The 17,970-nt window shown below is 44.7% G+C and carries 14 protein-coding genes; all 14 read right to left on the bottom strand.

Annotated features, from left to right (window positions below):
* Positions 1-35: 35 nt before the first annotated feature.
* Positions 36-1,436: an MATE family efflux transporter gene (locus tag CPZ25_RS05955; RefSeq protein ID WP_096920033.1), complete on the bottom strand. Its 1,401-nt coding sequence runs from the start codon at positions 1,434-1,436 to the stop codon at positions 36-38.
* Between the two features lie 117 nt (positions 1,437-1,553).
* A complete protein-coding gene (locus CPZ25_RS05960; RefSeq protein ID WP_224168832.1) occupies positions 1,554-2,288 on the bottom strand; it encodes a flavin reductase in 735 nt (244 codons plus the stop codon).
* A 178-nt stretch (positions 2,289-2,466) separates the two neighbouring features.
* A complete protein-coding gene (gene ilvB / locus CPZ25_RS05965) occupies positions 2,467-4,134 on the bottom strand; it encodes a biosynthetic-type acetolactate synthase large subunit (RefSeq protein WP_074617114.1) in 1,668 nt (555 codons plus the stop codon).
* 103 nt (positions 4,135-4,237) lie between these two features.
* Entirely contained in the window at positions 4,238-5,896 is a 1,659-nt protein-coding gene (gene ilvD / locus CPZ25_RS05970; RefSeq protein ID WP_058694073.1) for a dihydroxy-acid dehydratase, read from the bottom strand.
* A 20-nt stretch (positions 5,897-5,916) separates the two neighbouring features.
* Positions 5,917-6,978 (bottom strand): 3-isopropylmalate dehydrogenase, encoded by a 1,062-nt coding sequence (gene leuB, locus CPZ25_RS05975; RefSeq protein ID WP_096920032.1) that lies wholly within the window; start codon positions 6,976-6,978, stop codon positions 5,917-5,919.
* Between the two features lie 72 nt (positions 6,979-7,050).
* On the bottom strand, positions 7,051-7,542 hold the full coding sequence (gene leuD, locus CPZ25_RS05980; RefSeq protein WP_058694071.1) for a 3-isopropylmalate dehydratase small subunit: 492 nt from the start codon (positions 7,540-7,542) through the stop codon (positions 7,051-7,053).
* 17 nt (positions 7,543-7,559) lie between these two features.
* Positions 7,560-8,822: a 3-isopropylmalate dehydratase large subunit gene (leuC, locus tag CPZ25_RS05985; RefSeq protein WP_058694070.1), complete on the bottom strand. Its 1,263-nt coding sequence runs from the start codon at positions 8,820-8,822 to the stop codon at positions 7,560-7,562.
* 22 nt (positions 8,823-8,844) lie between these two features.
* Entirely contained in the window at positions 8,845-10,440 is a 1,596-nt protein-coding gene (gene cimA, locus CPZ25_RS05990; RefSeq protein WP_096920031.1) for a citramalate synthase, read from the bottom strand.
* A 116-nt stretch (positions 10,441-10,556) separates the two neighbouring features.
* Positions 10,557-11,546, bottom strand: a complete 990-nt coding sequence (gene ilvC / locus CPZ25_RS05995; RefSeq protein ID WP_038351264.1) for a ketol-acid reductoisomerase — start codon at positions 11,544-11,546, stop codon at positions 10,557-10,559.
* Between the two features lie 573 nt (positions 11,547-12,119).
* A complete protein-coding gene (locus CPZ25_RS06000; RefSeq protein ID WP_096920030.1) occupies positions 12,120-13,997 on the bottom strand; it encodes an alpha-amylase family glycosyl hydrolase in 1,878 nt (625 codons plus the stop codon).
* Positions 13,998-14,051: 54 nt separating this feature from the next.
* The gene (locus tag CPZ25_RS06005; RefSeq protein ID WP_058696358.1) at positions 14,052-14,660 is read right to left on the bottom strand and encodes an ABC transporter ATP-binding protein; all 609 of its coding nucleotides are present in this window, start codon (positions 14,658-14,660) and stop codon (positions 14,052-14,054) included.
* The gene (locus CPZ25_RS06010) at positions 14,650-15,432 is read right to left on the bottom strand and encodes an ABC transporter permease (RefSeq protein WP_074617118.1); all 783 of its coding nucleotides are present in this window, start codon (positions 15,430-15,432) and stop codon (positions 14,650-14,652) included. Before CPZ25_RS06010 ends, CPZ25_RS06005 begins: the two co-directional genes overlap by 11 nt.
* Positions 15,404-16,408: an ABC transporter substrate-binding protein gene (locus CPZ25_RS06015; protein WP_074617119.1), complete on the bottom strand. Its 1,005-nt coding sequence runs from the start codon at positions 16,406-16,408 to the stop codon at positions 15,404-15,406. The genes CPZ25_RS06010 and CPZ25_RS06015 overlap by 29 nt, the downstream gene beginning before the upstream one ends.
* Positions 16,409-16,698: 290 nt before the next feature.
* Complete coding sequence (locus CPZ25_RS06020) at positions 16,699-17,814, bottom strand: 1-propanol dehydrogenase PduQ (protein ID WP_074617120.1); 1,116 nt, start codon at positions 17,812-17,814, stop codon at positions 16,699-16,701.
* Positions 17,815-17,970: the final 156 nt, after the last annotated feature.

Here is a 17,970-nt window from a genome sequence, read left to right on the forward strand (position 1 = left end):
GCTTAATGCATACATTTTTGTCTTTTATATTTCATTCATTGCGCTCCCCCATCCTGCGCAATTAAATTGCTAAGATGTTTCATTTCAAGCATAACCAAAACCAACGCGAGCAGAAAAGCCATAGCATCCGCAATTGGGCCTGCATACAAGGCTCCGGTAACGCCTGTAAATATCGGCAGTATAAGAAACAGCGGTATAAGAAAAAGAATCTGCCTTGAAAGGGATATTAATGTAGCCTTTAGAGGTTTTCCGATGGCCTGGAAAAAAATCGAAGTTACCATCTGAAAGCCATTCAGAAAGCAGATTGCCAGAAAAACCCGGAAGGTTCTGAGCGCAAAGTCGTTGTACAGCGCATCCTCCTGCCCAAAAATATTGACAATTCCCTGCGTACAAAATTGAAATAACACAAAACCAATACAGGCGAATACCGTTGCAATTCCCGCAGACATAAAAAAGGTTTTCTTCACCCGTTCATAATTTTGCGCACCGTAATTATAGCCGATAATCGGCTGCGAGCCCACGCCGATGCCAATAAGAATCGACATCAGAATCTGGTTTACCTTCATGACAATTCCAATGGCTGATAAGGGAATCTCTGCACCATAAGGTGACATTGCACCATAGTATGCCAGCACATTATTAGTCACAATCACGACCACAGTAACGGCCAGCTGGTTTACGCAGCTTGAAATGCCCAATGAGCAGACCATCTTGCAGATTTTTCCCTTTAGCCTCAGATACTCACTTTTTAAAGTAATATTTTTAAATCGTACCAGATAAAACATCGTAATAACAAAGGTGGCAATCTGCCCAAGAATTGTTGCAAAAGCAGCGCCCGAAACACCCCATCCAAAAATAAAAATAAATATCGGGTCCAGAATCGTATTGATAATGGCGCCCACTATCATAGCTGCCATGGAAAAGCGCGGGCTCCCGTCTGCGCGAACAACCGAATTCAGCCCTGCACCCACAAGTACAAAGGGCAGGCCGACAACAATAACGCGTGTATAGGCTTCAGCATAGGGAAAAACAGTTTCTGTTGCACCAAATAAATGAAGCATTGGTTTTAAAAAAAGCATTCCAAAAATAAAAAAAAGAATTCCAGCGAGCGCCAGCATAGAAATTGTATTTCCTACACCTCTGGCAGCCTCCTCATTTTTTCCCTCACCCAGCTTCAGACTAAAATAAGCCGCACAGCCGTCACCGATGAGCAGTGCGATGGCTAAAGAGATGGTTACCAGGGGAAAAGCCACATTTGTAGCGGCATTGCCAAGGTATCCTACCCCCTGCCCAATAAATATCTGATCGACAATATTGTAAAGTGCATTTACCAGCATTGACACAACGCAGGGCACTGCAAATTTAGCGATGAGTTTTCCAATTCGCTCAGTCGCAAAATACGAACTATCCTGATTTTTAACAATTTCTTCCGACATATTCTCTCCTCTCTTTTTACTGATCAATGGTTTCGCATGAAACTAATTATAAATTTAAACCCGTTTAATGTCAATGAAAAATAAAAAAATCCGTCAAAATGACGGATTCTTGATTTTTTATCGTGTTGCCCTGTAATAAGCGTATGTCATTGGTTCTGCCTTATGAAAAGCCTCACCGCCGACAACTTTACCGATAAACATATTATGTGTTCCGAGGTCAACTGTTTTTTCTACCTCCAACTCAATGAAACACAGAGTATTTGGTAAACCGGGACAACCTGTTTTTTCACCTGTAATATAGGAAACATCTTTAAATTTATCTACAGTGTGCCCACTCTGAAAACCAAAATGAGTTACCAGATCATGGTTATTCTGGCCAAGAACTGAAACGCCAAACACGCCGGATTTTTCGATCATTTCAGCTGTACGGGTTCCTTTGTTAATGCATACACTACCGCGCAGCGGTGTGTCTGTAATCTGAATGAAGCTGTTCGAAGTCATGCCGTTAATCTTGTCTCCATCCTTTGAAGAGATGATATAGAGTCCATAGCTGACATTAAACAACAGACTTTGCAGGTTATCCTTTTCTTCCTTAGAAAGGCCATCCTCTGGCTCATCCTCTACCAGCACAAATTTATCCGGTCCTACGCCACAGATTGGGCATTTTTCCGGCGGCGTATCGCCTTCATGAATATAATTACAGACTGTGCAACGCCATCTTTTAGGCTTTTCCTCTTCGATTAATTCAAATTTATCCGGTCCCACACCGCAGATCGGGCACTCTGTCGGCGGCACATCGCCTTCATGAATATAACCGCAGACTGTACATCTCCATTTTTTCAAAATATTCACCACTTTCTTTAAATTTTCTACTCTCAATAACAAAACATTTTAGAATAATTTTAATTTAAAAAACAGTCTTTGTCAATTTCATTATATACCCATTTTTACTTTTTTTAAACAAACAACGAAATATTCTCATATCATCTCATATAAAAAGAGCCTCATGAAAGCATGAGGCTTCTTCTCTCTATTCATAATAAATTTCGTCAATTGGTTTTCCAGCTGGAACCATAGGGTATACGCCCTCTTCCTTGGAAATATTGCAATGAACAAGAACAGGCTCCTTCATTTCTTTAATCTTTTCGAGCGCATCATCTAGCTCCTCAAGGGTGTTAACCTCAAAGCCTTTGATCCCGCTGGCAGCCGCCAGCTTAAGATAATCCGTCGTCCCCTGATCTAAATCAGTCTGAGCATAACGTTTTTCATTGAAAAGCTTCTGCCACTGACGAACCATACCAAGCGTCTGGTTATCAAACAGGAATATCTTAATGGGCAGATTATAGCGTTTCACCGTGATCAGTTCCTGGCAGTTCATACGGAAGCTTCCATCGCCTGCAACCAGGATAACATCCTTATCCGGTTTAGCAAGCTGAACACCCACTGCCGCACCCAGGCCAAAGCCCATGGTTCCCAGACCGCCGGAAGTAACATACTGGCCCGGAAATTTGAATTTCCAGTATTGGCCAACCCACATCTGATGCTGCCCAACCTCAGTTACAACATACGCATCCTCAAAAACCTGGTTGATGTGCTCTAGCATATTTTTAGGATTATACTCATCCTTAGGACGTTCGGGCAGCGGCCATTCTGCGATTTGCTTGTACCATTCTGGATGTTTCTTTTCTTCTACCAGCTTAGAAAGCGCCGGCAGCACATCCTTAATGTTTGCCTGTATATGTACATTGACTTGAATATTCTTTTCAAACTCTGTCGGGTCAATATCGATATGAATAATCTTTTTATCCCGCATAAATTCATTGATATTTCCGGTAACACGGTCACTAAAACGAGCGCCAATGGCGATCAGTGTATCACAGTTGATCACAGCCAGATTACACTCCTGAGAACCATGCATCCCGACAAAGCCCAGTGAAAGCGGATTATCTCTCGGGATACAGCCCAACCCCATCAGAGAATTGGCGACCGGAATGCCTGCTTTTTCGGCAAAGGCAACCAGCTCCTCGCTTGCGCCCGATTTTAATACACCGCCACCAGCGTAAATCATAGGGCGCTCTGCCCGATTAATAAACTCTGCCGAGCGGACCAATGCGTCCCGGCTTGGTGTCGGAAAATAGTTTACAGGCTTCCGCTCGTCGCTCAGGGGGATATACTCTGTTTCAGTCATAAAAATATCCTTTGGAATATCAATGACAACAGGGCCCGGACGGCCCGTAGAGGCAATATTAAAGGCCTCATAAATAGATGGCGCCAGCATCGAAACATCCCTGACCTGGAAGCTGTGTTTTGTGATCTGCATTGTCACACTGACAATATCAATTTCCTGGAAGGAATCCTTTCCCAAAAGAGACTGGGCTACCTGTCCGGTAAAGACAACTAACGGTACAGAGTCCAGATAAGCATTGGCAATCCCGGTAATGGCGTTTGTGGCTCCCGGGCCTGATGTCGTGATTGCAACTCCCACCTTACCGCTGACACGGGCATATCCATCAGCTGCATGAACACCATTTTGTTCATGACAGGGCTCGATCTGGGTGATTGTATGATCCATCCGATAGAAAGCATCAAAAAGTGGTATGACAACGCCGCCCGGAAAAGAGAAAACGTGTTCAACTCCCAGCTCCTCGAGACAGCGTACGACAATCTCTGATCCTAATAATTTTTCTGCTTTTTTCATAGTTCTCTCCTCTATTTCTCTGGTTAACAACAAATATAAATCAATCGTACTGCCAGAAGTAATATCTGGCAGTACGATATTTTATAGCAGCCGCTAACCCTGACTATTCTAGAATAGCTCCCTTATTTGCAGAAGATACAAGCTTCGCATAACGGGCCAGGTAACCAGTTTTAATGTCTGGTTCTTTTGGTGTCCAGCCTTCCTTACGTTTAGCCAGTTCTTCCTCACTCACCTTCAGCTCGATGCTGCGGTTGGGAATATCAATGGCAATGGTATCGCCTTCCTCTACGAAAGCAATTGGACCGCCGGCCGCTGCTTCCGGTGAAACATGACCGACACAGGCGCCTCTTGTAGCGCCGCTGAAACGGCCGTCTGTAATCAATGCAACAGAGCTTCCAAGCCCTCTTCCCATAATGGCTGAGGTCGGGTTCAGCATTTCGCGCATACCCGGGCCGCCTTTCGGCCCTTCATATCGGATAACCACGACATCGCCAGGATTGATCTGGTCATTATTAATGGCTTCCTGCGCTGCCTCTTCGCTTTCAAACACCCTGGCAGGGCCTTCATGCTTAAGCATTTCCGGCACCACAGCGGACTGCTTAACCACACAGGTATCTGGTGCCAGACTTCCTTTCAGTACGGCAATGCCGCCTGTTTTACTATAAGGGTTCTCCACTGGGCGGATGACCTCAGGATTCATATTCTGAACCCCCTCAATATTTTCACCCACTGTTTTTCCTGTGACGGTGATTAAATCGGTCTTTAACAGGCCAAGTTTATTGATTTCACTCATAACTGCATAGATTCCGCCAGCAGCGTTCAGGTCTTCGACATAAGTATGGCCCGCTGGTGCCAGGTGGCACAGATTCGGTGTTTTTTCGCTGAGCTCATTGGCAATTTCCAGATTCAGGTCTACTCCGCACTCATGGGCAATTGCCGGCAGGTGCAGCATCGAATTTGTGCTGCATCCCAGTGCCATATCCATTGTCAAAGCATTCCTGAATGCATCCTCAGTCATAATATCTTTCGGGCGAATATCTTTTTCAAGAAGCTCCATAACCTGCATACCCGCACGTTTAGCCAAGCGCAGACGTTCGGAATAAACGGCCGGAATCGTGCCGTTGCCACGCAGACCCATACCTAAAACCTCGGTCAGGCAGTTCATGCTGTTGGCAGTATACATCCCCGAGCAGGAACCGCATGTCGGACAGGTATTGCATTCGTATTCTTCCAGCGTTTCTTTGGACATTTTTCCAGCCGTGTAAGAGCCAACGGCCTCAGACATGCTGGAAAAGCTTGTTCTTAAATCGCCTACACGGCCGGCCAGCATCGGGCCCCCGCTGACAAAAATGGTCGGCAGATTAAGACGAGCCGCCGCCATCAAAAGGCCCGGAACATTTTTATCACAGTTCGGAATCATTACCATAGCATCAAAGGCGTGAGCCATTGCCATAGCCTCGGTGGAGTCGGCGATCAGGTCACGGGTAACCAGTGAATACTTCATGCCCTGATGTCCCATGGCAATCCCATCGCAGACGGCAATTGCGGGAAATTCCAGAGGAACCCCGCCAGCCAGACGAACGCCGGCCTTTACCGCTTCTGTAATTTTATCTAAATTCATGTGACCCGGAACCACTTCATTAAAAGAATTAACGACGCCAACTAGAGGCCTTGTCATTTCTTCTTCTGTTAAACCAAGCGCTCTCAGAAGCGCCCGCTTCGGCACATTCTGCATTCCTGATTTTACGGAATCACTACGCATATTTTTTCTCCTCATATTTATTATAAATTAGAAATAATTTTTTCACCCATTTCCACACAGCCAACAACGTCGCTATTTTCGTTGGCGATATCACCAGTACGGTATCCCTGAGCAAGGGTCTTTTTCACTGCGCCTTCAATATTATCCGCTTCGGCTGTAAGGCCGAGAGAATATCGCAGCATCATTGCGACGGACAGTACAGTGGCAATCGGGTTGGCTTTATCCTGCCCTGCAATATCCGGCGCAGAACCGTGAATCGGTTCATACATGCCAAACTTACCTTCGCCAAGGCTGGCAGAGGGCAACATTCCAATGGAGCCTGTAAGCATGCTCGCTTCATCGGATAAAATATCCCCGAAAAGATTTCCTGTTAAAATAACATCGAATTGGTGTGGATTAATAACAAGCTGCATCGCCGCATTATCAACATACAGATGATCCAACTCAACATCCGGGTATTCCTTGGCAATTTCAAGAACAACTGAGCGCCAGAAACGCGAGGTTTCAAGGACATTTGCTTTATCGACACTGGTTACCTTTCCGCCACGTTTCCTCGCACTGTCAAAGGCCACACGGGCAATTCTTTCCACCTCTGGCCGGGTGTAGTTCATTAAGTCCGAAGCACCGAAATCGCCGTCCTTTTTCTTTTCACCAAAATATACATCACCGGTCAGTTCGCGGACAACCAAAACGTCCAGACCATCGCCGATAATCACAGATTTTAACGGCGAGGCATCTCTCAGCTCTTCAAAAAGCATCGCTGGTCTCAGATTTGCGAACAGGCCAAGAGCCTTGCGAATGCCTAAAAGGCCGGCCTCCGGACGCTTGTCCCCTGGCAGATTATCCCATTTCGGACCGCCGAGAGCACCTAATAATACCGCGTCGCTGGCTTTACAAATATCCACTGTTTCCTGAGGCAGCGGTGTGCCGCAGGCGTCAATGGCCGCGCCTCCTGCCAGAACTTCTGTATAATCAAAGGTATGACCGTATTTTTCGCCAATTTTATCCAGTACTTTCATGCTGGCTTCTACGATTTCAGGGCCGATTCCATCCCCTTTAATAACTGCTATTTTATAATTCATTGATTTTTCTCCTCTGTATCTTACTCAAATTTTTTCAAAATATAGCCTGAAAACCCAGTTTATATAATGAAGCTAAATGAGATTTTCGTTGACGTAATTTACAAGTCCGCCCGCTGCGATCAGCTTCTGCATAAATTCAGGGAAGGCCTGCCCCTGGAAGCTCTGTCCCTTGGTCACGTCAGTGATAACGCCAGAGTCAAAATCCACTTCTACTTCGTCGCCCGCTTCAATAGCCGCCACCGCTTCTGGACATTCCAGAATCGGCAGGCCGATATTAATGGAATTGCGATAAAAAATACGCGCAAAACTATTGGCGATGACGCAGGATACGCCCGAGGCTTTGATGGCAATTGGCGCATGCTCTCTTGAAGAGCCACAGCCAAAATTATCATCAGCGACTATAATATCCCCGTCTTCAACACGCTTAACAAACTCCTTGTCAATATCCTCCATGCAATGCTCTGCTAATTCCAGAGGATCGCTGGTGTTCAGGTATCTTGCCGGTATAATAACGTCTGTATCAACGTTGTTGCCATATCTAAATACTTTTCCTTTTGCTTTCATCGATGCGTTCCTCCTTTTTATAATTCTTCCGGTCCAGCAATACGGCCCAGAATAGCAGATGCCGCCGCAACCTCCGGACTTGCCAGATAGACTTCGGAATCCACATGGCCCATACGTCCAACAAAGTTACGGTTTGTTGTGGAAACACAACGTTCTCCCGCTGCCAGAATACCCATATGTCCACCCAGACACGGCCCGCAGGTCGGTGTGCTCACCGTTGCGCCTGCTTCAATAAAGTCTTTTAAATAGCCTGCTTCCATACAATCCAGGTAAATCTGCTGGGTTGCCGGGATAATCAAAACACGGATCCCCTTGGCCACGTGTTTACCCCGCATCAAATCTGCGGCTTTTTTAAAATCTGAGAAACGGCCATTGGTACATGAGCCGATAACAACCTGGTCAATTTTGACCGGTTCAGTGATTTCATCAACTGTTTTAGTGTTTTCCGGTAAATGCGGGAATGCCACCGTAGACTTGATCTCTGCCAAGTTAATATTATACACGGCATCGTACTCAGCGTCTTCATCTGCTTCAAAAGCTCTGTATTCCTTTGTGGAATGTTCCTTCATATATTCAATGGTTTTATCGTCAACTGGGAATATACCGTTTTTGCCGCCGGCTTCAATGGCCATATTGGCAATGGTAAAGCGATCGTCCATCGTCAGATTTGATACACCCGTGCCGGCAAATTCCATTGATTTATAAAGCGCGCCGTCCACGCCAATCATGCCGATAATGTGGAGGATCAGGTCTTTTCCCGAAACGCCTTCCTTAAAAGCACCGCTCAGATTAAACTTGATTGCAGGCGGCACCTTAAACCACGCTTTACCGGTCGCCATACCAACCGCCATGTCAGTCGAGCCGACACCGGTCGAAAAGGCACCCAATGCACCATAGGTACAGGTATGAGAATCTGCCCCAATCACCACGTCGCCGGCGACTACCAGTCCTTTTTCCGGCAGCAGTGCATGTTCTACACCCATTTCGCCGATTTCAAAATAGTTGGTGACATCCTGTTCACAGGCAAAACAGCGAACCTGTTTGCACTGTTCGGCAGCCTTGATATCTTTGTTCGGCGCAAAATGGTCTGGGACCAGCGCAACCTTATCTTTGTCAAAAACCGTTTCCTTATTAATATTTTTAAAAACATTGATGGCTACTGGTGAGGTAATATCATTTCCCAACACCAGGTCCAGGTCTGCCATGATCAAATCACCCGGTTTTACGGATTCCAGACCGGCATGTGCCGCCAATATTTTCTGAGTCATTGTCATACCCAAAATGATCACTCTCCTTCTTGATTTATATAAATTTAAACTCTTTCAATTTTTTTTCCATATCATTGAGAAGCTTATACTCAATCGAATCGATTAACGCGATAAGGCTGGCCTCAATAACGTCAGTGGAAACGCCAACGTTCGTCCAGATATCCTCGCCGTCGGTGCTTTCAATCAGGACACGGACTTTCGAGGCTGTCGCGCCTTTATCAATCACACGTACCTTAAAGTCTGTCAGACGCACCTCTTTAATCTTTGGATAAAAGATCTCCAAGGCTTTTCTAAGCGCTTTATCCAAAGCATTTACAGGCCCGTCCCCTTCAGCCGCGTTAATCTCAGACTGTCCTTCAACGTTGACCTTCACAACGGCAGAGGCACTGAGAGCACGACCTTCGACTGGCTTTTCACCAATGGTTTTAAAATCTTCGATCTGAAAAAACGGACGGTATTTTCCAAGCTCCTTACGGATCAGAAGCTTAATGCTGCTCTCAGCGCCTTCAAATTGATATCCCTGATACTCAAGCTCTTTAATTCTATCCATCACCCGTGTGGTTTCCTCTGATTTTTTCGTCAGATTCGGGTCGATCTCATTAATCAGCTGAATAATCGTACTGCGGCCAGCCACCTCAGACATGAGAATCCGGCGTTGATTCCCCACAGATTCCGGTGGAATATGCTCAAAGGAGGTCGGCGCTTTTAATACCGCGTCAATATGCATGCCGCCCTTATGGGCAAAAGCACTTTTACCTACAAAGGGCTCTCTTCCAGACAATACGTAATTCGAAATCTCCGCGATACGGATGGCCGAGCTGGTCAGCTTTTCCAGTGACTCTGGGCTCAGGCAGTCATACCCCAGCTTTAGTTGAAGATTGGGTATAATCGAAGAAAGATTGGCGTTTCCGCACCGTTCCCCATAGCCTAAAAAAGTTCCCTGTACCTGTCTTGCCCCGGCCTGTACCGCCATAATGCTATTTGCCACGCCCAGACCGCTGTCATTATGGCAGTGAATACCAACAGCAATATTTACTTCACTGGCAACATGCTTTACAATCTCCATAATTTCCATGGGGAGGGTTCCGCCATTGGTATCACAAAGGGCGACGCATTGAGCTCCGCCGCGTTCAGCCGCTTTTAAAACCTCAATGGCATATGCCGGGTCCATCTTATAACCATCAAAGAAATGCTCTGCGTCAAAGGTTACAGCTTTCCCATTCGCTTTTAGAAAAGCCATTGTATCCTCAACCATCGCGAGGTTTTCGTCCAGCGTCGTTTTAATAATCTCCGTAATATGGAAAGGCCATGCTTTTCCAAAAATGGCAACAGCCGGTGTATCCGCCTGGATAATCGCCTGCAAATTTGTATCGTCTTCCACACCAATGCTGCTTCTTCTCGTGCTGCCAAATGCGCACAGCTTTGAATGCTTCAGTTCGATATCCTTAACGCGTTCAAAAAACTCGATATCCTTTGGGTTTGATCCGGGATTCCCTGCCTCGATGATATCAATACCTACCCGGTCCAGCGTTTCCAGTACCCGAATTTTATCCTCTACAGAAAAGGAGATTCCTTCTGCCTGGGCTCCATCCCTAAGGGTAGAATCGAATAAAATTATTTTTTCGGACATTCTTGTTCCTCTTTCTACTCTCCATTACGAAGGGATTTTAGCAATTTGTTTATTTTATGAAAGAAGGCAAAAGGATAACCTTCTGCCTTCTTAGTGAATAAGCGTTAACTGGACAATCAGTCAGCCCAGGTCATCATCTTTCTTAATTCCGCGCCGACTTTTTCAAGCTGCTGTTCCGATTCAATCCGTCTCTTGGCATTGAAATATGGTCTGCCGCATTTGTTTTCAAGTAACCAGTTTTTAGCAAAAGTACCTTCCTGAATGTCTCTTAATACTTCTCTCATGGCTTCTTTTGTGTCCTCAGTAATAATTTTTGAGCCTGTTACATAGTCGCCATATTCAGCGGTATCAGAGATGGAGTAACGCATCATAGAGAAGCCACCTTTGAAGATCAGGTCAACAATCAGTTTCATTTCATTAATACATTCGAAGTATGCGCTTTCTGGTTCATAGCCAGCTTCCACAAGCACTTCAAAGCCTGCTTTCATTAAAGCTGTAACCCCGCCACATAAAACAGCCTGTTCGCCAAACAAATCTGTTTCAGTTTCTTCACGGAAGCTGGTTTCCAGAATACCGGATCTTGCGCCGCCAATGGCTTTTGCGTAAGCTAATCCGATATCATGAGTATTTCCAGATGGATCCTGTTCAACGGCGATCAGCATTGGGACACCTTCGCCCTTTTCGAACTGACTTCTTACAGTATGACCGGGAGCTTTTGGCGCGATCATAAATACATTTACACCTGCTGGTGGAACAATCTGTTTAAAGTGGATGTTAAAGCCATGGGCAAATGCCAGGTAATTGCCGTCTTCCAGATTCGGTTCAATTTCGGTTGCGTAAATCTGAGCCTGCTTTTCATCTGGAAGCAATACCATGATAACATCAGATTCTTTTACAGCTTCGGCAACAGTTTTAACTGTCAGGCCAGCCGCTTCAGCCTTAGGCCAGGATTTACTGCCTTCATATAAACCGATACGCACATCCACACCGGATTCCTTCATATTTAAAGCGTGAGCATGGCCCTGGCTGCCATAACCGATAACAGCTACTTTCTTACCGTCTAATAAACCTAAATTACAATCTTTGTCATAAAATAATGTTGCCATTTTTTTAGTTCCTCCTAAAAAACTCTTAAGAATAATTTTTTATATAAAAAAACCGCCTCTTTGTATACAATTCTGTCATTGTATAAAAAGAGGCGGATAATATATACATATCCACGGTACCACTCTTCTTTAAAACAACCTCGCGGTCATTTCCTCTTCAGGTCGGAATGGACGACTGTCCTTCTTAACCCTAGTCATTTAACGCTGACACTCCTGTTATAGGATAACGGCTTCCCCTACTAGTTTGGTAAACTTTCAGGTCAGCAGCTCGCAAGTGAGTATTACATACCCCTTTATTGTCGGCATCACACCATTCGCCAACTCTCTGGAATAAAGACCTACGGTATCTTTCTCTTGGTCATAGCTGTTAGATATTTTTGATGTTGAAAAGATTATATCTGTTTCTAAAACCTTTGTCAACACTTATTTTTACTTGTTTTAATTTTAACAACCTGAAACCGCTTACCCCTGATCAAATTGTTTTTCTTTTGATACTTTAGAGGTCTAAATCTTAAAAGCACCGCAGAATGGTTCTGGTTTTATTCACGCCCACTCTACGGTGCATTATTTTATCTAACGGTTGTTTTGAAAAAAACGTTCCAGCAGCTCCTGGCATTTCTCTTCACAGATTCCAGAATAAATCTCGGTTGCATTTGAGAGCATTGGATGTTTTCCAAGCTCTGCCGTTGTCTCAACACCGCCAAACCGGGTTTCCCACGTCCCGTAAACCAATTTTTTGATTCTGCTCTGGATAACCGCCCCCATACACATGGGACACGGCTCTGCAGTAACGTAAAGCTCACAGTCGTCCAGGCGCCAGCGCCCGAGCTTCCGGGAAGCTTCACGGATTACCAGTATTTCGGCATGGGCGGTTGGATCCTGTAGCGTTTCTTTCTGGTTGTGGGCAGCTGCAATGATCTCTCCCTTTCGCACAATCACTGCCCCAACAGGTACCTCACCTGCCTGGATTCCCTTCTCAGCCTCCTTTATAGCTTCAGACATAGTATCCTGCATGCTCACCCCTTTGGGGATTTCCAATGCCTGTTCGCATTTCACTTCTTGGGATTTGAGCTTTACAACAGACTGCTCCTCTGCCTGCGCAGTTATTTCCTCAACAGTAAGTCCGCAGCCCTCAGCGACCAGTACACGTCCTGAATCTCCAGGGATTTCAACACTGCCATCACACTCTATCATTTCATCGTTATACAAATCCCTGAATTTTCCTCTCAGGTCATGATGCTCGACTCTGACAGGACTCTCTTCGCTGTTAAACAGGGCGTAAACCTGTTCATTTTCAAAACGCCTTATAAACCCCATCTGCTGCGATTTTACAAACAATTCCCTATAATCACCGTAGCGAAGGGCTCTCGATGATCTTCTAACCGCAGCCATACGGCAGATTTTCTGATATAAATCACACTGCTCATCAAAATGCATGCTTTCATAATTTGGTCTGAGCGGCGCGTCTGTTCCATTTCCTTTCACACCCTTAGCGCCCTGTTCGCTGCCATAGTAAATCGAAGGGATTCCCGGCATTGTATAAAGCATCAGATAAAGGGGATACAACCATGCCTCGCGGGTTAAGGTTGACGCTACCCGGTCCACATCATGGTTATCCACAAAATTAAAAGTATAAAAATCTTTATAAATGCCATAGTCGCCAAAAAGACGGTTCAGCGAAAAGGAAATCTCGAAATAATTTTTAGTGTTCAGGCTGGAATACAGCCCTTTATAGTCCTCGTAATTGGTTACAGAATCAAGATGCCCTTCCTGCACCAGCACATTATAATCGCCGTGAACGCTTTCTCCGACAAACCAAAAATCCTGTTTCAGATTTTTCGAAAAATCACAGAGCTCTCTCAAAAACTCAGTATTCATCACATTGGCCGCATCCATTCGAACGCCGTCTATATGAAATGATTCAATCCAAAAATACATGACTTTCTTTAAATAATCCTTCACCTCGGGATTATAAAGGTTCAGCTTGACAAGATTATCGTGGCCAGCCCAATTTTCATAGCTAAAGCCATCATTAAAGCTGTTGTTTCCCCAAAAGTTAACGCTCAGAAACCAGTCTTTATATCGTGAGTTTTCCCGGTTTTGCTTCATGTCCTGGAAGGCAAAAAAATCTCTGCCCACATGATTAAACACGCAGTCCAGCACAACCCTAAAGCCGCTATCATGCAACTTATTCACAAGCATGGTTAAATCTTCATTTGTTCCTAAACGTTTATCAACCGTATAATAATCTGTTGTGTCATATCCATGAGATATTGAGCTGAACAGCGGTCCAAGCAAAATAGTGTTAATGCCCAACTTTTTTAAGTATTCCAAGAGATTTTCAATTTTCCAGAGACGGTGTTCAGGTTGTCCGCACCGCTCCTGGTATTCCTCGGCTCCGGCAAAGCCCATTGTAAAAATATGATACACGTTAAAGTCGCCAAAATCCATAGGGTTCCTCCCGCTAATGCTATTTTTTTAATTATAACACTTTTTTCTTTAATATTATGTAATTTTCTCAATCTTAACAGGTTTTTCTTTTAGTAAATAGATCGCGTTGCAAATCTTTGTAAGCTCATCCCGGTTGTGGCTTACATAGATAACTGTTTTAGGATCTTGCCGCCAAAGGCGTTTAAAATCTTCAGTCAGCCGGTCTTTAAGCTCAAAGTCCAGACTGCTGAAGGGCTCGTCCATCAACAATAAGCTCGAAGGATAACAAAAAGCCCTGGCAATAGAAACACGCTGACGCATTCCTCCGCTCAGAGCCTTTGGATAATAATCTGCATACGCCGCTAAACCCACCATCTCAAGAATGGGCGTCACCATCGATTCCTGCTCTTTGTCCAGCACAAAGCAAAGATTTTGTTTTACTGTCCGCCAAGGTAAAAGGCGGTCCTCCTGAAAAATATAGGAAACTTTCCCGTCCTCCACCCCTTCAATAATGCCATCATCTGGTGCCGTGACACCGGCCAGCAGATTCAGCAGTGTCGTTTTCCCGCTACCAGACGGTCCCATGATGCCCGTAATTTTATTTTCAGGAAATTTTATACTGAAATCATGATAAATCACTTCGTTTCCGTACGCCTTTGTCAGATTTTTTATTTTAATATCCATAATCATCACCGGCCTTTATTTTTCTCAAAAACCAAACGGTCAGTTTCTCAAGGGTAAAACTGCATATTACGACAATCAATGTCCATGAAAACAATGTCTCTGTCTCCAGATATACCTTAGCATAATATAGGTTCATCCCAACAGAGGGAAGCGCATTGGCCAAAACCTCAGAGGTTACGGTTGATCGCCAGCCCATTCCGATAACGTTCATTAACGCAGATGCAAAGTAGGGCTTCAACGTTGGCAGGTAAATATCCTTAAGAACCCATTTAAAAGGCACATGATACAGCGCAGCCATCTCCAGAAGATTGCTGCTGGTATTTTGGATGCCCTCCACCACGTTTGTCCAGGTAATGGGAAAACAAACTAAAAAGGTTACCATCAGCGGCACCCAGCCTGACTGAATCCAAAGGTTAATCAGAATACTGACCGATACCACCGGCAGAGTCCTCACCACCGTAACAAAGGGCAGCATCAGCTCATAGAGAATACGGTTAAGCCCGCTGAGCATCCCCACCGCCATGCCAAGCGCCACAGAAACGGCAATTCCGCCAAAAACCCGAATCAGGGTCATGCCAAGGTCTTTAAAAAAACCCGCCTCGCTAATCACACCGGCGACACCGGTTAAGGTTACCAACGGCGATGGCAAAACAAGACTGTTTCCTACCATGCTGGCACCAAGCTGCCAAACCCCAACCCAAAAAAGGATTGCCAGAAGTTTAAGAACTCCTGGCGGCATTTTTTTAATATGTGAGTCCGTAGAAATCTTCACCTGGCACCTTTCCTCCTACTGATTTCGGTTCAAAAGAAGCCAGAATATCAAAGTATTTTTGCAGGTCGCCTTTGGCGTCAGACGGCGTAATAAAAACAATGCTGCAATTCGGAATCGCTTTCTGAGCCATCTGCTGATTATCCATGATTTTTGCTTCCACAACATCATTAGCGGCACGCTCATCAGCAACATTGATCGTTTCAACTGAGGTTTTATACGCTTCCATAAACTTTTTGACAATCGTTGGATTCTTTTCAGACCATTCTTTATTGACTACCACACAGCCCATTTCAAGCTTTGTTCCATCTGTGGCTTTTTCCCAGGCATCCGTCATATCAACAGCTACCTTCAAGTTTTCATTTTTAGCAAGGGTTGCTGTGGCAAAAGGCTGCGGCAGCATGGCAATAGAGCCTTCTCCTGACGCAAGCTTAGCGGCCGCTTCACTGTGTTCTCCAAACCATTCAATGGTTACGTCAGTTCCTGGCGTCAGGCCATTTTTGTCTAACAGATAGTTTAAAACATACTCGGGTGTAGAACCCTGTCCAGTCGCATAAATGGTTTTTCCTTTGAGATCCGCCATAGAATTGATATTCTCATTTTTATCTGCTACTATAGATAAAGTTCCCAATGTATTCACAGCGCCTAAAATAACCTTACCCTCTGTTTTATTATACAGAGTAGCGGCCAGATTAGTTGGCACCGCCGCGATCTGATAATCACCATTAATAATTCCCGCCGTTACCTGGTCGGGGGCTGTGGCGATTGTCCATTCCGGTTCTACCTGTTCTCCCAGTTCCACACCTTCAGTAATCATTTCTGCCATACCCATTCCAGTGGGGCCAGATAAAGCCGCAATTTTAACTGTTTGAGGTTCTGGCTTCGGTTCTTCCTCAACCTGTTTTGTTGAGCAGCCAGCGCTCATTAAAATCACTGCCAAAAGGCAACCGACAACAGCAAGCCATCTTTTCTTTTTCATTTCAAAGCTCCTTTAAACGTTATTGTGAATGTATACCCATAAAAATAAAAAAACTTCCAGCCGTGGCAGGAAGTATGTAACCTAAAAGGAACCCATGCATAGCATGCGCTTTTGATTTCATCTTCCTTCCAAATCAGGCTGCTAAGCCTTCTCTGTTAGGGTATTCTATCGGTTTTAGTATATCACAGCTCTAATTTTCTGGCAAGGATTACATTTTTTCTCTTTTTGGCGTTGTTTTACACAAAAAACAGCAAGGCAGCGTTTAAAAGCTCTGCCTCGCTGTTTTAAATTTACTTAGATATGTTATTAAGAATTTCCAGTACTTCCTCCGCAGTTGGCATTAAAGGCGTTGTTTGGGTACAGGTATCGACCAGAGCATTCTCTGCAAGCTGACGTTTTCCAGCCTCGAATTCATTTCTGTCCATTCCCCACGCAATCAAAGAGGTTGGCATTTCCATTTTTTTCATAATATCCCGGATATAGGCAATAAGCTTATCTACAGCATTTCTGGATGTATCTGTAAAAGGTGAAATCCCTGTTACCTTAGCGAGCTGTGCGTAACGATTCAGGCATCCATCATCACGGCTGTTAAAGGTAACAACATGTGGCAGCAAGATTGCGTTGGCAAGCCCGTGTGGGATATGAAACATACCGCCCAGGTTATGTGCAATACCATGGTTAATGCCAAGGCCAGCTTTATTAAAAGCCATCCCCGCCATAGTAGACGCTACCTGCATCTGTTCACGATGGTAAGTATTATCTGGATCATTATATGTGATTAGAAGAGACTGGGTGATAATTTGAACAGACTTTTCAGCAAAGCAGTCTGAAAAATTATCTCTTCCCTGGGCTACATAAGCTTCCAGAGCGTGCGTTAATACATCAATACCGGTATTGGCCACAATTGGCTTAGGAACACTTCTTGTGAAATCCGGGTTTAAAAGCGCCACAGCCGGCAGCATCATTGGATCTGCAAAGAGATGCTTGACCTTTGCCTGTAAATCAGTGATAACCGTGGCAGCGGTTGCATCTGAACCGGTACCACTTGTGGTTGGAATCGCAATAAATTCAAAAACCTTACCTGTTTGCTTGGCAGTAAAGAAAAGAATCGCTTTAGCCGCGTCGATGGCTGATCCTCCGCCAAAGGCGACAATCACATCACAGTTGCCTGCCATAAGCCGTTTCATCCCTGCCGCCACCTCTTCGAGCGGTGGATCTGGTACCACATCGGTAAACAGCTCCACTTTATTCGAATCGTCGATCTCTTTTAAAATTTTAGTTATCGACTGGTTTTCGGCAAGAAATTTGTCACAGACAATGAAGATTCCCTTATTCTTATATTGATTAAAATATTCAAGACAGTCAACGCCGCTGATGACCTTTGTATTTAATTCAAAAACTTCCATGTTACCCTCCTGGTATTTATCCATAAACGTAAAGCTTCCAGTATAGAATGTTAATTTATTTTAACCTTTCATTTCACTTTTCAAAAGAAAAAAACCCGTCGACATCATATAAATTTTTGGAATAAAAAAGACCAAGGCCTGAGCCTTGGTCCCATT

This window comes from Eubacterium maltosivorans (assembly GCF_002441855.2).
Taxonomy (GTDB): Bacteria; Bacillota; Clostridia; order Eubacteriales; family Eubacteriaceae; genus Eubacterium; species Eubacterium maltosivorans.